General features: G+C 48.9%; 13 protein-coding genes and 2 tRNA genes. 7 read left to right on the forward strand and 8 right to left on the reverse strand.

From position 1 onward, the window contains the following. Nucleotides 1-232: 232 nt before the first annotated feature. From AACS05_RS10285 to arsC, 6 genes are all read left to right on the forward strand, one after another. Nucleotides 233-9,973: a retention module-containing protein gene (locus tag AACS05_RS10285; RefSeq protein WP_045442363.1), complete on the forward strand. Its 9,741-nt coding sequence runs from the start codon at nt 233-235 to the stop codon at nt 9,971-9,973. A 161-nt stretch (nt 9,974-10,134) separates the two neighbouring features. Then, complete coding sequence (arsR, locus tag AACS05_RS10290) at nt 10,135-10,488, forward strand: As(III)-sensing metalloregulatory transcriptional repressor ArsR (RefSeq protein ID WP_045449582.1); 354 nt, start codon at nt 10,135-10,137, stop codon at nt 10,486-10,488. 47 nt (nt 10,489-10,535) lie between these two features. Next, entirely contained in the window at nt 10,536-10,898 is a 363-nt protein-coding gene (gene arsD, locus AACS05_RS10295; protein ID WP_045442366.1) for an arsenite efflux transporter metallochaperone ArsD, read from the forward strand. 17 nt (nt 10,899-10,915) lie between these two features. Further along, nucleotides 10,916-12,667 carry an arsenical pump-driving ATPase gene (arsA, locus tag AACS05_RS10300; RefSeq protein WP_045442367.1) on the forward strand — a complete coding sequence of 584 codons (1,752 nt, stop codon included), beginning with the start codon at nt 10,916-10,918 and terminating at the stop codon, nt 12,665-12,667. Between the two features lie 46 nt (nt 12,668-12,713). After that, on the forward strand, nt 12,714-14,003 hold the full coding sequence (locus AACS05_RS10305) for an arsenic transporter (protein WP_045442368.1): 1,290 nt from the start codon (nt 12,714-12,716) through the stop codon (nt 14,001-14,003). A 12-nt stretch (nt 14,004-14,015) separates the two neighbouring features. Beyond that, nucleotides 14,016-14,447: a glutaredoxin-dependent arsenate reductase gene (gene arsC, locus AACS05_RS10310; RefSeq protein WP_045442371.1), complete on the forward strand. Its 432-nt coding sequence runs from the start codon at nt 14,016-14,018 to the stop codon at nt 14,445-14,447. Nucleotides 14,448-14,613: 166 nt separating this feature from the next. Here the strand turns inward: arsC and AACS05_RS10315 are convergent. The 8 genes from AACS05_RS10315 to AACS05_RS10345 form a co-directional block, all read right to left on the reverse strand. Further along, nucleotides 14,614-14,690, reverse strand: a tRNA-Val gene (locus tag AACS05_RS10315). Between the two features lie 12 nt (nt 14,691-14,702). Beyond that, nucleotides 14,703-14,779: transfer RNA gene (locus AACS05_RS10320), tRNA-Val, on the reverse strand. A gap of 177 nt (nt 14,780-14,956) precedes the next feature. Then, nucleotides 14,957-15,469: a GNAT family N-acetyltransferase gene (locus tag AACS05_RS10325; protein WP_045442374.1), complete on the reverse strand. Its 513-nt coding sequence runs from the start codon at nt 15,467-15,469 to the stop codon at nt 14,957-14,959. Nucleotides 15,470-15,608: 139 nt separating this feature from the next. Then, nucleotides 15,609-15,926: a quaternary ammonium compound efflux SMR transporter SugE gene (sugE, locus tag AACS05_RS10330; RefSeq protein ID WP_045442376.1), complete on the reverse strand. Its 318-nt coding sequence runs from the start codon at nt 15,924-15,926 to the stop codon at nt 15,609-15,611. Nucleotides 15,927-16,074: 148 nt separating this feature from the next. After that, nucleotides 16,075-16,275: a hypothetical protein gene (locus tag AACS05_RS10335; RefSeq protein ID WP_045442378.1), complete on the reverse strand. Its 201-nt coding sequence runs from the start codon at nt 16,273-16,275 to the stop codon at nt 16,075-16,077. 125 nt (nt 16,276-16,400) lie between these two features. Next, nucleotides 16,401-16,547: an NADH-quinone oxidoreductase subunit A gene (gene ndhC / locus AACS05_RS24955; RefSeq protein ID WP_255351282.1), complete on the reverse strand. Its 147-nt coding sequence runs from the start codon at nt 16,545-16,547 to the stop codon at nt 16,401-16,403. Between the two features lie 37 nt (nt 16,548-16,584). Continuing rightward, the gene (ndhC, locus tag AACS05_RS24960; RefSeq protein WP_255351255.1) at nt 16,585-16,815 is read right to left on the reverse strand and encodes an NADH-quinone oxidoreductase subunit A; all 231 of its coding nucleotides are present in this window, start codon (nt 16,813-16,815) and stop codon (nt 16,585-16,587) included. A 901-nt stretch (nt 16,816-17,716) separates the two neighbouring features. Then, a complete protein-coding gene (locus tag AACS05_RS10345) occupies nt 17,717-18,061 on the reverse strand; it encodes a DUF1294 domain-containing protein (protein ID WP_045449584.1) in 345 nt (114 codons plus the stop codon). Between the two features lie 164 nt (nt 18,062-18,225). Between AACS05_RS10345 and AACS05_RS10350 the strand changes: the two genes are divergently transcribed. Continuing rightward, nucleotides 18,226-18,525 carry a hypothetical protein gene (locus AACS05_RS10350; RefSeq protein WP_045442380.1) on the forward strand — a complete coding sequence of 100 codons (300 nt, stop codon included), beginning with the start codon at nt 18,226-18,228 and terminating at the stop codon, nt 18,523-18,525. Nucleotides 18,526-18,648 lie beyond the last annotated feature (123 nt).

Below are 18,648 nucleotides of genomic sequence, written 5' to 3' on the forward strand. Positions count from 1 at the left end.
AGCTGCCTCGGCGTTGGCTACGTTCGTTCGCCCGAATCACTTACCAGAGTGAGCTCATCGGGATTCACTCACTTGCCGCCTTGATGCAACTTGAATGATTTTTTGTATATACCCATCATACTTAAACCGCTTAGGTGTTGGCTGCCTTCCTGCAATTCAAGTTATTTAGGGTGTGGCTATTTAATATATTTATTTTTTATAAAAATAATGATGTTCTCCAGGAGAGAAAGCTGTGAGTAATTTACTCGGTGTGATTAAAACGATAGTTGGCCAGGTTTATGTCATGGAAGCGGATGGCTCGCAGCGCCTCCTGAAAGAAGGTGACAGAATTTACAGCGGTGAAGAGGTTATTACCGGCAGCAGCGGTGCGGTTAGCGTAGCGCTGTCTGATGGCCGAATCCTGGATCTTGGACGAAACAGTCAATGGGGCGAGAATGGCCTGCACACCGTAAACTCCGATGATCATAACAATCAGGATGTTGCATCGTTACAGAATGCGATTGCATCAGGTGAAGACCCGACTAAATCATTTGAAGCGCCTGCCGCCGGTAATGAACCTACAGTACAGATTGAAGGTGGCGGCGGTGGACATACTCTGGTGCAACTGGAGCTTACCGGGCAGATAGTGAACCCGACGGCTGGTTTCAAAACGCGGGGGATCGGTGAGCCAGAATGGGAGCGTAGATTACCTGATAGCGGCGTCGCAGCAAGCGATTCAGCTGGCGCCCTCCATGTTCTTCCTCCCGTGGTTCACATTGATGATTTTGCGGGTAACGATGGCTACGTAAGTAAAAATGAAATAAATCATGCCAGCGTTCGCGGTACCAGCAACCAAAATCATGTCACGCTCATTTTCACTGATAGCCAGAAAAACACATTAATCATCGATGTAGCTGTGACTGACGGTCACTGGGCTGCACGGCCTGATTTAAGCCAAATGGTTGAAGGGCGTATTACCGTAGAGGCAACGGCTACAGACGTTTCGGGCCGTACTGCGCAAGTTACCTCTGTCGCAGTTATTGACACCATCGCTTTGCATGACAGCATCACCATAGACAGTGTTACGCCAGATAACGTTATCAATATCGCGGAGTCCCATAATCGGCAGACGCTAATTCACGGTATTGTTGCGGGTGATGCAAAGATTGGCGATAAAGTCATTTTATTGGTAGACGGGCAGACCTATACCAACACTGTTATCGATTTGGGTAATGGTAAGCTGGGTTATCAAATCAACGTCTCCACTCAGGGATTGCTCTCCGATCCCCATGTTCAAGCCACTGTGACGTCGACGGATGCTGCAGGTAATACATCGCAAGCCTCAACCCGCCATCATGTTGATATCGATCTGGATATTCATAACACCGTCACGATTGGTACTGTTGCTGACGATAACATCGTCAATTCAAATGAAGCCCGCATGCCCGTTATGATTACTGGTTTCGTCGGTGGCGATGCCAAAGCGGGGGATCAGGTGACGGTGACTGTTGGGGGGCATGATACCCATGGGGTTGTCGTCAGTGATAACGGTCAGTTGCGTTACGAGGTTGTTGTCCCGACAAACCGGCTTCGCGAAGGTGAAAACGATGTCCTGGTCCAGGTTATCAGTCATGATGCTGCTGGTAATGAAGCTATTGCTACTGAGCACAAAATTGTCACCCTCGACAGGTTTGCCCACAACGAACTAAGTATTAACACCGTTGCTGGCGATGATGTGGTAAACGCGATGGAAAATTGTATGCCAACGTTTATCAGTGGTGTTGTGACCGGAGATTCTCAGGCCGGAGACCCTGTGGTGGTCAGTGTTAACGGATTGCCGTTTTACGGTACGGTGAGTGATGAAAACGGCACACTGCGTTACAACGTCGCTGTACCGAACGGTACGTTAAACGAAGGTCGTAATGATGTAGAGGTGATGGTTTCCGGCGTTGATTCATCTGGCAACTCGTCGATTTCAGTAGCGTACAAGACAATCACGCTTGATACGCAGGCTGATAATTCTCTGACCATCGGCACCGTGGCTGGCGACAACACAGTAAATGCCATCGAAAATCGTATGCCGACAGTCATTAGCGGAGATGTCGCTGGTGATGCGCAGTCAGGGGACCGTGTGATAGTCACGGTTAACGGAATGACGTTTTACGGCAAGGTGGTGGATGACAACGGTCATCTACGTTATGCCGTCCCTGTACCAGGCCATGCGCTGGGTGAGGGCCACAATAACGTGCAGGTCATGGTGGTGAGCCATGATATGGCGGGCAACGAAGCGATAGCTGTCGAGCACAAAAATGTGACGCTGGATACTTACGCCTTTAACGCCGTGGATATCAGAACGGTCTCGGGCGATAACGTAGTGAATGCGGCGGAATCGCAGCATGACACTTATGTTACCGGTGTAGTGAGCGGGAAGGATGCCAGAGCGGGCGACAGGGTTGTGGTGCATGTAAACGGAAAGGACTTCGTGGGCGAAGCGTTTGCCCATGCTGGAGGCCAGTTACAGTATAAAATCGCAGTAACGCCGGGCGTACTTCTGGACGGTGACAACGACGTCCTGGTTACGGTGACCAGTCACGATAAAGCAGGCAACGAAGCGATCGCAGTAGCGCACCATAATGTGGTGCTGGACACCCATGCCGATGCCACGATAAGCGTGGATGCAGTGACAAAAGATAATGTACTGAACCACGATGAGCTGGATGCGAAGCAATGGGTTCATGGCAGCGTAGGCGGGGATGCTCGTCCGGGAGATCGGGTTGATATTGATATCCGTGGGCAGCATTTCACCGGAGACGTTATCGTCCTGAACGACGGTTCGCTGGGTTACCGCATCCCGGTGGATGCCGGTGCATTGGGTAATAACGGCGGTGAAGTAAATGCCGATTTGAGGTTCACTGTCAGTGTCACCGCCCATGATAAAGCCGATAACGTTGTCACTCAGACGACAGAGCACACTGTCCATCTTGATAACCATGCCGAAAATGCTGTGGTTATCAGAACGGTCTCGGGCGATAACGTAGTGAACGCCGCGGAATCACAGCATGACACCTTTATTACTGGCGTAGTGAGCGGGAAGGATGCCAGAGCGGGTGATCGGGTTGTGGTGCAGGTACAGGGGCAGAGCTTTGCCGGTCGGGTCGTTGAAGATGGCCACGGGCAACTGCATTATAAAGTCGCGATTTCGCCGGGTCTCCTTCAGGAAGGTGACAACGACGTCCTGGTCAACGTGATCAGTCATGACAAGGTGGGCAACGAAGCGATTGCGCTGGCGCATCAAAACGTCGTGCTGGACACCCATGCGGATGCTTCCGTCAGCGTTGATCGCGTGACGAAAGATAACACACTAAGCCACGCAGAAATGAACGCGCAAAAGCAGATAATTAGCGGAACAGTCGGTGGGGATGCTCGTCGCGGCGATGTCGTGACTCTGGATATTAACGGGCATAAATTCATCGATAACGTTGTCGATCTCGGTGATGGAACGCTGGGATATAAAATCTCTGTGGATCCTGCGGTATTTGGTGATAATCACGCCATGATTGACGGAGATATTAAATTCACCGCCTCGGTCACCTCTCATGACGCCGCTCACAATGACGTCACCGTCATTACCGAACATACGGTTCATATTGATAACTTCGCGTCTAACGAGGTGCATATTGGCACGGTTGCGGACGATAACATCATTAATATGAATGAATCTCGTCTGCCAACCTTGATCAGTGGCAATGTCGGTGGTGACGCTCAGGCAGGCGATCCGGTCGTTATTACTGTGAATGGCCGGGATTATGCTGGTGAAGTGGCGGGTGTTGCCGGTCATCTGTATTACAGCGTGCCTGTACCGACCAGTGTGCTGCACGAAGGCAAGAATAATGTGAAGGTCATGTTGACCAGTCATGACCACCTGGGAAACGAAGCGGTTGCTTATGAGCATAGGGTCATTACCGTTGATCGTCATGCGCATAATGAGGTGACGATCGGTATCGTGGCGGGAGATGATACCGTCAACGCCCATGAGTCTGCGGAAATTAGCGGCACTGTTCGTGGTGATGCACAAGCAGGCGATCCTGTCGTGATCAGCGTAAATGGCAACAGTTATACAGGCTTAGTTTCAGAGGTAAATGGCCATCTCGGCTATCATGTCACCGTGCCGCATAGCGCGCTTGTTGAAGGCAAAAACGATGTGCAGGTGATGGTTACTGGCGTCGATAACGCCGGGAACACGGCTATTGCCGTTGAGCATAAAACTATCATTCTGGATAGCCATGCCTACAACGCGCTGAACATTGATACAGTGGATGGGGATAACATCGTGAATGCCAGCGAGTCCCGTATGCCGATGATTATCAGTGGCAAAGTCAGTGGCGATGTACATGCGGGCGATCCTGTTGTTGTGAGCGTCAACGGCCATACTGTTAATGGCGTAGTGGTGGTCGATAACGGACATCTGCGTTATGAGGTTGCGGTGCCAACACATTACCTCCGTGAAGGTAAAAATGATGTGCAGGTGACGGTAACGGGTAATGATGATGCAGGAAACATGGCGAGTTCAGTCGAGCATCACCAGGTCACTCTTGACAGACAGGCCCACGCCACAATTTCCATTGGTGCAGTGACGAATGACAACGTACTTAACTACAGTGAACTGGAGACACCCAAACAAACTCTCACTGGCATTGTGGGGGGCGATGCGAAGGTGGGTGATGATGTCGTGCTCAAGATTAACGGATATCACTATTCCGGGCATGTCGTGGAGTTACCTGACCATCAACTGGGCTACAGTATTGCGGTTGATTCCTACGCGTTCAGCGATAATCGCGGACATATCGATTCGGGCGTTAAAGTTACCGCGACGGTAACTTCGTTTGATCACGTGCAAAACGAAGTCATCCAGACCACCGAACACATTGTCCATATTGATAACCACGCGGATGTGAGTATCACTGTTGATCCAGTGACGGGTGATGACATCATCAACCATTCAGAGTCGAGAGAGCATTTCACTAAAGTATCCGGAACTGTGAGTGGGGAAGATGTCCATGCGGGCGACAAAGTTGTCGTCACGGTGAACGGGCGAAACTATGAGACGGTTGTGGCGTCGCTTGCACATCAGAATGGGACGCTGGGTTACAATGTCGATGTGCTGACAAGAGACATGCTTGCCGATCCACATCATACGATAACAGCGCATATTACGGGTCAGGATGCGGCTGGTAACAGACAGCTCGTGGAGGCGTCGAAAGAATTAGTGGTCGATCTGAATGCGGAGGCGACGATTACCATCGACCCGGTGACCGCTAATCATGACAATATGATCAACGCCGCAGAGTCGGGACATGAGTTCACAACCATTACCGGGACGGTAAGTGGCGACGCGAAAGAAGGCGATTTGGTGACTCTGCATGTTAATGGCCTTGATTTAACCGGTCGTGTGGACGCTAACCTTCATTACAGTATTGATGTCAGCACCTACGATTTGATGAGTGATCCGCACCTCAGAGCCTCGATTTCTGTCACTGATAACGCCAATAACACGGCCCTCATTGAAGCTAAGCAGGATATTGTTGTCGATACACATGTTGATGCCACCATTACGGTGGATCCTGTGACAGCAGATAACACGCTAAACGATGAGGAGCTTAATCACCGCTTTACCCTGGTAACCGGCAATGTAACCGGCGAAATGCACGTCGGTGATCCGCTGACATTGACAGTGAATAACCATGTTTATCACGGGACAGTGGAAGACCTGGGGAATAACCAGATGGGCTACCGTATCGCGGTGGAAACCACGGATATTCATTCTGGCGATCATAAAATATACGTCAGTATCGGCGTGACAGATGCAGCGCAAAATAGTGCAGTGGTAGCGGCTGAACACCTTGTTGGCATTGATGATCACGCGGATGCTACGGTGACTATCAATATTATTTCAGGCGACGATGTCCTTAATCAGCTGGATCAATCGTCACCGACCACTGTCATTAATGGTTTGGTCACCGGAAATATTAACGCGGGAGAATTCGTGCATCTTACGGTGAATGGTCATACGTACGATGTTGAAGTGAAGCCTCAGGCATATCTTGATAACAAGCTGGGATATTCCTTTGCCGCCAGTACTGCAGATTTGCTTGCTGATCCGCATATTGTTGCAACGGTTAATGCCAGCGATGCAGCAGGCAATACCATAACAGCCGGGGCGACACACGATGTATCAAGGGATGATCGTGCTTATGCAACCATTACGATTGACTCTGTTACTGACGATAACGTCATTAACAATACCGAAGCGCATCAGGAATATACGACTGTCACTGGTCTTGTTAGTGGCGATGTCCATAGTGGCGATCGGGTTGAGTTAATTGTAAATGGACAGCATTATTTTGACTGCGTTAGCGATCAAGGTGGTGGTCTTCACTACAGCATTGATGTCAGTACTGCAGATTTAATTTCAGGTGATAGTAAGCCCGTGATCCACGCTTCTGTAATGGGTTACGACGCAGCAGGTAATACCGTTCTGGCTGAGTCTGATCATACTATAAATATTGATACACGGGCTGATGCGGAAATAAAAGTGGGGTCATTAACACTTAACGGCTCCCGGGATTTTTGGGTCATTGAGGGAACGGTTGGTGGTGACGCAAAAGAAGGCGATGTGGTTAAAATCTTCGCCAACGGGAAAACCTATGAAACGGCGGTGCAGAAATATTCTGATGGTCATCTTGGATTTAACGGCGATCGCCTTATTGATGCTGCAACCGGCAACCCTGTTTATATTAACGCGCACGATTTAGATAATAATGCCGATGTCAGAGTAGAGATAACCAGCACCGATCCTTACGGTAATAGTGAAACGGCAAGCGCTCAGATACATGCTAATGTTCCGTGGCCAGCGACCAGCAATAATGGCACGGTTAATAATGGCAACACCACCACGCAACCTCATAACAACCAACCATATGCCGTTATCACCTTAAATCCGGTTGCAGGTAACGACATTATTAACCAGTCGGATTCGCAGTCACCGCACACGGTTATCCGCGGCACAGTCTCAGGCGATGTGAACCTGGGTGATGAGGTGACCTTACATATCGGAAAAGACAGCTATACCGGCTATGTTACTGAACGTCCTAACTTGCCGGGCGAGTACGGTTATGAGATTAGCGTTGATACGCAAAATCTCATTAATCATCCGGATATTACAGCGACAGTCACGGCCCATAATGATCATGGCAGCCAGATTGTTACTGTGTCTAAACCACTGATTATTGATACTGATGTCAGCGCCACAATTAAGCTCGATGATATAGCCGGTGACAATGTTATTAATAGTGTGGAATCCCGGTCTGGCACGACGACCGTTAGCGGTACCGTAACCGGTGACAATGTACATACGGGAAGCAACGTAACATTGACCGTTAACGGCCACCAAATTACGACGCAGGTGTTTGAAGATGCCAGTCATGTACTGAGATTCAGCAAAGAGATAAGCATTGACGACTTACGCCACGACCCTGTTATTACCGCCAGCGTGACCGGCAACGACGATCATGGCAACGTAATGACGGTAACGGATGGTAAAACGATTGCCGTTGATACCGACGTTAAGGCGACGGTAACGATCAATAGTGTTACGGATGACAACGTCCTTAACCTGTCAGAAACAAAGAGTCCTGTCACACAAATAACCGGTACCGTGTCAGGCGATGTGAATCCTGGCGAATATGTCACGCTGACGGTTAATAACCACAAGTATCATGCCAAAATTGCGCCGGATATGACTTACAAAGCAGATATCAGGACTGTCGATCTGCTGGCCGAACACCGTATTGATGCGAAAGTGACCGGGAATGATACAGCGCAAAACTCGATTGATGCATTCGCGGACCGCACTATAGGTGTGGATACGACTGCCTCGGCAACTATCACCATTAATACCGTTTCAGGTGACAATATCCTCAGCGCGAAAGATCTCAGTTCCCAGCAGACTGAAATTAGTGGTGTGGTTGGTGGTGACGCCCGGATCGGTGATGACGTGAAAATCATGCTCAATGGTCATCTGACTGTTGGCAAAGTCATCGAACTGCCTGGCATGAACGGACAGCCTGGCTACACGATGAAAGTCGATACGGCAGATTTAAAAGCAGAGCTGACGGCTGAATTAAAAGCCCATCCAACCGACACGCCAACGATTACAGTGACTGTTTCCGGCACAGACGATGCAGGAAATTCCTTTAGCCAGCGTGCCGTCAGAGCGGTGGCTATCGATGATCATGCTGATGTGGAGCTGCATATCTACAAAGTCTCAGATGACAATGTGCTTAATCTGGATGACAGCCAAAAACCGACGACGGAGATCAGCGGCACAGTTACTGGCGATGTGCATGCGGGTAATAACGTGATTGTGCATGTTAACAGCAATGATCTGAACGCAATAATTGAACATGGTCCGAGCGGTGAATTAACCTTTAAAGTACGGGTTAATACCTCTGAACTGCTTCAGAACCCGGAAATTACCTATACGGTCACAGGAGTTGATGCTGTTGGAAATACGGTAACCCTGTGCGAAGCCAATAAACTGATTATTGACCAACATGCGGAAAACAGTATTCACGTTAATACGATTGCGGGCGATGGCAAAGTTAATTTCACTGAACTGATGTCAGGGAAGACGGCAATTACGGGGAGTGTGCAGGGTGATGTTCATGTTGGTGATACGGTAACGCTCGCCGTTAATGGTCATACTTATACTGGCATTATCGTTGAACATACTGACAAGCATCATAGTTCACTGACCTATGACATCCCCGTTGATAGTAATGTCCTCAACGAAGGTGAAAATAGCGTTACGGTTACCGTTAGCGGTAAGGATGCTGCTGGTAATACGGCAACCTCGACCACAACTCAGACTGTCATACTGGATACGCATGCTGATGCTTCCATCAGCATGGATCCCGTCGCGTCGGATAACATCATCAATGTGGCAGAATCTGGTCATATTTCTGTCAGCGGCGTGGTTGATGGTGATGCAAAGGATGGCGATATTGTCACGCTGTTGGTTAATGGTCACGCTGTTCAAACTAAAGTGGTCACCGTCGGCAATCACCTGGGCTATGACGTTGAAGTGAAGAAAGGGTGGTTGCATGAAGGAGACAATGATTTCACGGTGAGTGTGCGGGCAACAGATGATGCGGGCAACAAAGTCACACCGGCCTGGCATCAGAACGTGGTGTTGGATACTCATGCTGATGCCACGATCATTGTGAATAAAGTGACGGGTGATAACCGTATCGATTGGCATGAAGCACGCAACCCGGTCAATCACATTACGGGTTTTATAGACGGGGATGTACACAAAGGCGATCACGTTAGCGCGACGATTAACGGTAAACAATACGATGCAAGATTGCATGAAACTCATGGGCATCTGAGCTATGACATTCCGGTTCAGACCGACAGTCTTCTTAGCGGACACAACGACGTGATTGTTTCGGTGATGGCGCATGATGACCATGGCAATGTGACACGGCAATCACAGCATGTTGATGTGATAGTCGACGCCCCCATTCATCATGGAAAGCAGGAGTTTCATATTGCGGATAAAAACCATCATGCAGCACGGCACGACAGTGGATTAGGCAAGCTGTTTGATGATAATCATGATTCGTTTGCTTTCAATTTTCATCATGGTGAAGCAGGTCAACCCGATGAAAAAGGTCATAGCATCTTTACCGGTAAAGAAAGCGGCGAGCATGGGAAAGTGGATCTTAGCGATCTGGCGCATGAGTTACATGAAATCGCCGACATTACCCTGTTGATGAAAGTTGGCGAAACTCATCATGGGACAATTGCTGCAGCACCTGCAAATCCAGGACATGCCGGTGATACCTCACAGATTCCGTTAAGTGACTCGCATGTTACCTCTACGTATTCGCTGGATCATCTTATAGCCAAACCTGAAAATTACTCGCACTAATGGATCCCCACCGCTGCTGGTACAAGCGGTGGGGGCTTCATTTCAAGATGAATTTTCAGAGAGGGGCCTCTTTGAATACTGAAAACATATTCGATAAAAAGAATATGTTTTTGACTTTTCATCTACGCAGAGAGAAACTTACCCCATGGCAGGAGGTTATTATGTCGCAAATTTCATCCCTACAGTTGTTCAAAAACCTTTCTGACGAGACCCGTCTCGGTATCGTGCTATTACTCCGGGAGATGGGGGAGTTGTGCGTGTGCGATCTCTGTACGGCATTGGATCAGTCGCAGCCTAAGATTTCACGTCATCTGGCGATGTTGCGAGAAAGTGGATTACTGTTGGATCGCAAGCAGGGGAAGTGGGTTCATTACCGCTTATCTCCGCATATTCCTTCGTGGGCGGCGCAGGTTATCGAGCAGGCCTGGTTAAGCCAACAGGACGACGTACAAGCTATCGCCCGTAAGCTGGCATCGGCAAATTGCTCTGGTAACGGCAAAGCTGTTTGTATCTAAAAAATTTGCCTAAACATATATGTTTTTTCGAATGTGAGATATTGAAGATGAAAACGTTAACGGTGTTTGATCCGGCTATGTGTTGCAGTACCGGCGTTTGTGGAAGCGATGTCGATCAGGTTTTGGTCGATTTCTCTGCCGATGTGCAATGGCTGAAACAACGCGGGATTCAGGTTGAGCGCTACAACCTCGCGCAACAACCCATGAGTTTTGTACAGAACGCGAAAGCAAAAACATTCCTTGAGGTTTCAGGTGCTGAAGGACTTCCATTGCTATTACTGGATGGAGAAACGGTGATGGCAGGACGTTATCCAAAACGTGCTGAACTGGCTCGCTGGTTTGGCATTCCACTGGAGAAGGTGGGATTAGCACCGACAAGCTGCTGTGGTGGTAAGAGTTCCTGTTGTTGAGTATGTCAGGAGGACGTATGCGTTTCTTACAGAATATCCCGCCTTATCTGTTTTTTACTGGTAAGGGCGGAGTGGGTAAAACCTCCATTTCCTGCGCGACGGCTATCCGTCTGGTTGAGCAGGGCAAGCGAGTTTTGCTGGTTAGCACGGACCCCGCCTCGAATGTTGGTCAGGTATTCGATCAGACTATCGGCAACACCATTCTTCCCGTGAAGTCTGTGCCGGGATTGTCTGCTCTGGAGATCGATCCGCAGGCCGCCGCTCAGCAATACCGGGCCAGGATCGTCGATCCTATTAAAGGGCTTCTGCCTGATGATGTTGTTAACAGCATCAGTGAGCAGCTCTCGGGGGCATGCACGACGGAAATCGCGGCATTTGATGAGTTCACCGGCTTGCTGACTGATGCGGATCTGCTGACCCGCTTTGATCACATTATTTTTGATACCGCGCCGACAGGCCATACTATCCGCCTGCTGCAACTTCCCGGCGCCTGGAGCAGCTTTATTGAAAGTAATCCGGATGGTGCTTCCTGCCTGGGGCCAATGGCCGGGCTGGAAAAACAGCGCGAACAATATGCTCATGCTGTTGAGGCGTTGTCCGATCCCGAGCGTACCCGGCTGGTACTGGTCGCACGATTGCAAAGTTCAACATTACGTGAAGTTTCACGTACTCATGAGGAGCTCGCCGCGATTGGTCTTAATAACCAGTATCTGGTCATTAATGGCGTATTGCCAGAAACCGAAGCGGCAGGCGACACATTAGCCGCAGCTATATGGCAACGGGAGCAGCAGACTCTGGCAAATCTTCCCGCCGGTTTATCTGGCCTGCCGACAGACACCTTATTTCTTCAGCCGGTGAACATGGTTGGCGTATCCGCGCTGAAAAATCTTTTCACTATGCGTGCTGAGGCTGCATCGATACCTGAACAGGTTAATCAGTACCAGCCTGAGAATTTGTCTCTCTCTGAGATGGTCAATGATATCGCCCGCAGTGAGCACGGTCTGGTTATGCTTATGGGGAAAGGTGGCGTCGGTAAAACAACGCTGGCGGCTGCTATAGCCGTCAGGCTTGCGGACATGGGATTTGATGTGCATCTAACGACATCAGATCCTGCCGCACATCTCAGCACAACCCTCAACGGCAGCATCAATAATCTGCAGGTCAGCAGGATCAACCCGCACGATGAAACCGAACGCTATCGCCAGCATGTTCTTGAGACAAAGGGCAGGAGTCTGGATGACGCCGGGAAGCGACTGCTGGAAGAAGATTTACGTTCTCCCTGCACTGAAGAGATTGCGGTATTCCAGGCATTTTCCCGTGTGATCCGCGAAGCAGCAAAGCGGTTTGTTGTCATGGATACGGCTCCTACAGGACATACGCTTTTACTTCTGGACGCTACAGGGGCTTATCACCGCGAGATTGCCCGGAAAATGGGGAATAAAGGACACTTTACAACGCCAATGATGCAGCTTCAGGACCCGGAGCGAACCAAAGTGCTACTGGTCACGTTGCCTGAAACGACTCCGGTGCTGGAGGCTGCAAATTTGCAGGCCGACCTTGTACGGGCGGGGATTCAGCCCTGGGGATGGATTATCAACAACAGCCTCTCTGTTGCAGACACGCGCTCGCCACTGCTGTGTCAACGTGCCCAGCAGGAGATACCGCAGATTGAGGCCGTCAAGCAACAACATGCTACGCATATAGCACTGGTTCCATTACTTGCATCAGAACCTGGCGGCATCGAAAAACTCAGAGGTCTGGTGGGTTAATTGAAAGTATTTACAGGGCAACTCTGTCGCCCTGTCTGGAGGATTTATGTTACTGGCAGGCGCTATTTTTGTCCTGACCATTGTTTTGGTTATCTGGCAGCCGAAGGGATTAGGGATCGGCTGGAGCGCCACATTCGGCGCTGTACTCGCACTGATTTCTGGCGTTGTACACATCGGTGATATTCCGGTGGTGTGGAATATCGTCTGGAACGCAACAGCGACATTTATTGCTGTTATTATTATCAGCCTGCTGCTCGATGAGTCCGGTTTTTTCGAATGGGCTGCACTGCACGTTTCTCGTTGGGGCCATGGTCGTGGTCGTTTGCTATTTACGTATATCGTTCTGCTTGGTGCGGCGGTCGCAGCGCTGTTTGCCAATGATGGCGCGGCGCTTATTTTAACGCCTATTGTTATCGCCATGCTGCTGGCTCTGGGGTTCAGTAAAAGCACTACACTGGCATTCGTTATGGCTGCCGGATTTATTGCTGATACGGCCAGTCTGCCGCTTATTGTGTCGAACCTGGTAAATATCGTTTCGGCAGATTTCTTCGGGCTTGGATTCTCGGAATATGCGTCGGTCATGGTGCCAGTGGATATCGCTGCTATTGTTGCCACGCTGCTGATGCTGCATCTGTTCTTCCGCAAGGATATTCCCCCCACTTACGATCTGGCCCGGCTGGAGGTCCCTGCAAAGGCGATTAAGGATCTGGCAACATTCAGAACGGGCTGGATAGTTTTGATCCTTCTTCTGATTGGCTTTTTCATTCTTGAGCCGCTTGGTATTCCGGTTAGCGCAATCGCGGCAGTTGGGGCAGCCATCTTGTTTGCTGTTGCTAAACGGGGCCATGCCATTAACACGGGTAAAGTGTTACGCGGCGCACCCTGGCAGATTGTCATTTTCTCGCTGGGAATGTATCTGGTGGTCTATGGTTTGCGTAATGCCGGGCTGACGGAGTCTCTCTCCGGGCTACTGAACGTGCTGGCGGACAGAGGGCTCTGGGCAGCTACCTTGGGTACAGGTTTCCTGACAGCGTTTCTGTCTTCCATTATGAACAATATGCCTACTGTGCTGGTTGGCGCGCTGTCTATTGATGGCAGTACCGCAACAGGGGTGATTAAAGAAGCGATGATTTATGCCAACGTTATTGGTTGCGATCTGGGGCCGAAAATTACACCGATCGGTAGCCTGGCAACGCTGCTCTGGCTGCATGTTCTCTCACAGAAGAATATGACAATCACGTGGGGATATTACTTCCGCACCGGGATTATCATGACGTTGCCTGTGCTGTTTGTCACGCTGGCTGCACTGGCGTTACGCCTCTCTTTTACTTTGTAATGAGATACTGAAATGAGCAATATTACTATCTATCACAATCCGGCATGCGGTACGTCGCGCAACACCCTGGAGATGATCCGTAACAGCGGTACTGAGCCGACCGTTATCCATTACCTTGAAACACCGCCATCGCGTGACGAACTGGTCAAACTCATTGCAGAGATGGGGATTGCGGTACGGGCACTGCTGCGTAGAAACGTTGAACCGTATGAAGTGTTGGGGCTTGCTGAAGATCGTTTTACTGATGAACAGCTCATCGAGTTTATGTTGCAGTATCCAATCCTGATTAACCGTCCAATTGTGGTGACACCGCTGGGAACGCGTCTGTGCCGACCGTCGGAGGTCGTGCTGGATATTCTTCCACAGCCACAGAAGGGGGCTTTTACCAAGGAAGACGGTGAGAAGGTTACTGACGCCAGCGGAAGACGCATCGACAGTAAGTAAAATTCAATCAATGGAAGGGCTGATCCTGTAGCCCTTTCATCGTTCTCATCTTTTCCGGCAATACAGGGTAGGGGACATTTCCCTGTGCTTAAAACAGGACAACGTATAACCAAGTTTATATGTGTTCTGGTTTGGGAATATTAGGAAATTCAGGGATATAACTGAGTGGTGCGTCCGAATGGACTCGAACCATCGACCCCCACCATGTCAAGGTGGTGCTCTAACCAACTGAGCTACGGACGCACAAATTTGGAATGGTGCGTTCAATTGGACTCGAACCAACGACCCCCACCATGTCAAGGTGGTGCTCTAACCAACTGAGCTATGAACGCAATGTTGTAGGTGACAACGGGGACGAATATTAGCGGCAGAGGCCGAATGAGGCAAGAGGGAAATGCTATTTTTCTTCATGTTTTCACGCGATTGCAGAGTAATTAAGCAAGTTGATTATATTTTGTTGATTTTGCTGCGTGTTTTTCGTTCATCCCAACCGGTAATAGGGCACAAGTCTACAGAGATATTCCCATGATCTTAAGAATGCTCCGCTGCGAAGCTGTTTCGAAAGCGATCGCTTTAATAAACTGCATGCCCTGTTTGTCGTAGAATTTGCGAGCGCGTTCGTTCTGTTCAAGAACTTCCAGCCATAAAAAATCTTTTCCATTACTCCGGGCAAGCTTTTTAATTCTTTCGAACATTAACTGACCGTAGCGTTTACTTGTCTCAGCAGGACAAAGGTAGAGCTTGTTAAGCAGCACGCCTGAAAGCTCCGTCTCAGGTATTGTGCTTTGCCATGTCAATTTCGCAAAACCAATTGGGCGGTCGGTTTCGGCCACATACCAACTGACACTACGGTCTCTCAGGCTCTTTTCAAGCGTGGACAGAGAGTATTCACTTTCTAAAAAATCGTTCATCTCCGCTTCAGACACCCACATATGCTGAAAGTGAGCACGATAGATGCGAAACCCCATCTCATTGAGCAACACCGAATCGGCCAGCGTGGCCTGGCGTATTTGTAATGTCATGGAACGGAACCTGTCTCAGTAGAAAGGTTTAAAGATATCTGATTGTGAGAGAAATATCTCTTCCCGGCCTGCCGGTATGCGGTATTCGCCTTGATCACTTTGCCTGAAGGCGTTGTTGTCTGACCGGCAGGCGCAGGGTTTATTTGGTGGCGAGTTTGAGGAGCACTACACCGGAAATGATGAGTCCGACAGCGAGCAGACGAGTAAAGTTAACAGCTTCCCCAAATAGGGTAATTCCGACGAAAAACGCACCTACTGCACCGATGCCGACCCAAATAGTGTAAGCCGTTCCCAGAGGCAAGGATTTCATGGAATAGGCCAGGAGACCAAAACTGAGGAGCATAAACAACAGGGTAACAACACTGGGTATGAGACGTGTAAACCCGTGCGATTCTTTCATTGCTGATGCCCATACCACTTCAAAAATACCTGCCAGAAACAGAGATAACCAGGCCATTGTAATATCCTTACATACGGGTCGTCCCATTGAGATTAATAAGCGGCAGGTCGTCCTGCATAGAGTCCGGAATGCCCGGCATCGCTATTTATCAATACACGAAGTGAGTTGCGTTCCCGCTCCGTGATGCACATACCTTCAGGATGTGTTAATTCATATCGGTTTTTAAAACGATCCACCTGAAGAAATGGCCCGCGAGATATCCCAGACAACCCATTCCCAGGGAAAGCGTTACGTTTACCCACGGCATCACACTGGTGGGGAAGACGGATATCTGTGCAAGCAGTTGGCTGATGACAAATCCAGAAAGAAAACCAGCCAAAGTTAATAACCACACGAGTCTACGCATAATAACACCTTATAGTTCTGTGAAGGGGCGTCCCTTTATTTAACTGAACACGACCGGTCGTCCCGGCGCTAAATATCCGGTACCGTGTTACCGGCCCTGCATTCTCATTTTGCATATAGTGGTTTTTAGTGCTTACACCTCTTTCTGACCTTATTTTTCTGCCCCTGACCGCCATTCAGAACACCCATCCGTGATTCGTAAATGAGCCCGACGAGGAGGATCAACACAAATATGCTTGCCGCAATAAAACCGCTCCAGCCTGCTTCCCTCACCGCTATGGCATAAGCAAACAGGAACAACGCTTCAGCTTCAAAAAATAATAAAAAGGAGTGCGACCAAATAAAATTTTACAGACAGTTTCAAACGGGCACTGCCTACTGGCAATACCCCGGATTCGAAAGGTTCATGTTTACTATGTCCGCTGGATCGTCCGCCCATAAAACGGGCTAGCAGAAGTAGTAATGCACCAAGGCCGATCGCTCCGATTATAAATATCGCCAGTGACCAGTGATGGGAGAGATTAGCGATATCCGGGCTCATTCAGATGTCCTCAGTGGGTCATTTGAATGGTATCCCGACGGGCAGGCCTGATATGGCTGGTATTCTGGCAGGGAGCAGGAACCAAAAGCATCTGAGGCGTGTAATATAAGTAATGGAGTTACTGAACAGCAGAAACATGAACGGTCCATAAAATCTTCCTACAGAAGAATGGGCCGTCCCGGTTGATGGATCGTACCTGAGGTCGTCCTCAGGTAGATATAATGTCAAATTTCAAATCACTATAGCACCACTTTTTTTTGCTGCCCAGTATTTATCGCAATAAATACCGCATTATTCACCGCAAAATGGTAGGTAAACATGGATATATACATTAAATAATTCAAGTTGCAGGAAGCCAACAGACCTGCAACTTGACGTATGACGAGTATAGCTATTTCTTAAACACCGTGACCATTAGGCCGGTAATTATTTATTTTATTGGTTTAAATATTAGTAACCAGCGGCCTTGTTAGCGGCTTTTATGCGATTGCTTCTGGTGTCTTTTTCGTGTTGGTCTTTAGCTTGCATTATGCCACCTGCAGCATCAACCCAATCACTTGCGGTACAACTGGATAATCCCACAGTTAACATAAGGGCAAATACATACTTCATTTTAGCTCCATCATCTTATTATTTGTATAAATAACGTCCATGTAATACGCAAAGTATTTGACGTTGATTTTTTGACTTTAACAAAAAGTCACATTATGGGCAAGGTACGGAATTTCACTGTATAACACTTAATCTATAATCCAATTAATTTAAGGGCAGGGTGGATAATAGATCTGATTCTAAAAATAGCCACCCTCCCGGACATCATCCTGTAACTATAAGATGTGAATGATCAGAACGACAAAGTCCGTGATGGAAATTGACCGGATAGTGCGCACATAGCTGACGCTCAGGAAAGTGAAAACGGATAGAACTGATAAACCGCCGCCATTGCTGAGACACTCAATATCACGCTGATGATGAAGTATGTTTTGAATGGCTGTTTTTGTGTTTTATGGCGGAAGAGTTGCTGCCCAATAATCGCGCCAGCCCACCCACCTACAACGCCAAACACCAGCAAAGTGGATTCTGGCACTCTGCGCCAGGCCTTACGTGCTGCTATTTTGTCCACACCGTAAATTACCAGCGTCAGTATGTTGGCGAGCAGGAACCACATGACTAAAGGAGACGACGTAAAAAAGCTTCCGATCGCCGCGACGATCAGTAGGAAATAACAACAGCGATTGAGAGTCATATCATTAGCCACGGCAATTTTCAGAGTTTATCGCAGCGCATTATACGCAATCATCGCCATACCGATAGTTCCTGCTGTTTCCCACGAGGCGCTGGTAAACGTGGCGATACATTTTTACACTAATGCTCTGACACTGTAGGTAACCTCTTGCGCAAGGATACATTTTGAAAAGAAAGCTTCGTCAGCGCAATCAGCGCTGGCTATCCATTCAACTGCGACGTGCGAAAAATGAGGGACTGCCATTTAGCTTTTTTATTCATTTCCCTTCCATGCGGGCTGCAACATGCAATGGGGAGCGGCTCAAGCGGCGTGGTCTCATTAGGCCAGACTGGCACCGGGCACTGTTTCATCAGGGATGGGGAGAAGTGCCGATGGTAGGTCCTGGCGGTGATATTTACTGGTTTATAGGTTTCGATAAAGAGCAAGTTCCCATTGAGTTTCAGTCAGTGTGGCGGGACGAGTAGCTTCTCTTGATTCTCTTCTCACGAGCCAATCTTCTGCTTTTTAGCAGACTCATTAAGTCAGCTCGAATAATTTATACTGCGGGCGTGAAATAAGCTTCCATCCCAGCCATTGTTGGATTATCT

This window comes from Citrobacter sp. S-77, from assembly GCF_963864895.1.
GTDB classification, from domain to species: Bacteria; Pseudomonadota; Gammaproteobacteria; order Enterobacterales; family Enterobacteriaceae; genus Citrobacter; species Citrobacter murliniae.

Coding starts and splice junctions, on each gene's coding strand:
- arsR (WP_045449582.1), top strand. CDS start 10,135: ATGTCGCAAATTTCATCCCTACAGTTGTTCAAAAACCTTTCTGACGAG.
- arsD (WP_045442366.1), top strand. CDS start 10,536: ATGAAAACGTTAACGGTGTTTGATCCGGCTATGTGTTGCAGTACCGGC.
- arsA (WP_045442367.1), top strand. CDS start 10,916: ATGCGTTTCTTACAGAATATCCCGCCTTATCTGTTTTTTACTGGTAAG.
- AACS05_RS10305 (WP_045442368.1), top strand. CDS start 12,714: ATGTTACTGGCAGGCGCTATTTTTGTCCTGACCATTGTTTTGGTTATC.
- arsC (WP_045442371.1), top strand. CDS start 14,016: ATGAGCAATATTACTATCTATCACAATCCGGCATGCGGTACGTCGCGC.
- AACS05_RS10325 (WP_045442374.1), bottom strand. CDS start 15,469: ATGACATTACAAATACGCCAGGCCACGCTGGCCGATTCGGTGTTGCTC.
- sugE (WP_045442376.1), bottom strand. CDS start 15,926: ATGGCCTGGTTATCTCTGTTTCTGGCAGGTATTTTTGAAGTGGTATGG.
- AACS05_RS10335 (WP_045442378.1), bottom strand. CDS start 16,275: ATGCGTAGACTCGTGTGGTTATTAACTTTGGCTGGTTTTCTTTCTGGA.
- ndhC (WP_255351255.1), bottom strand. CDS start 16,815: ATGAGCCCGGATATCGCTAATCTCTCCCATCACTGGTCACTGGCGATA.
- AACS05_RS10345 (WP_045449584.1), bottom strand. CDS start 18,061: ATGACTCTCAATCGCTGTTGTTATTTCCTACTGATCGTCGCGGCGATC.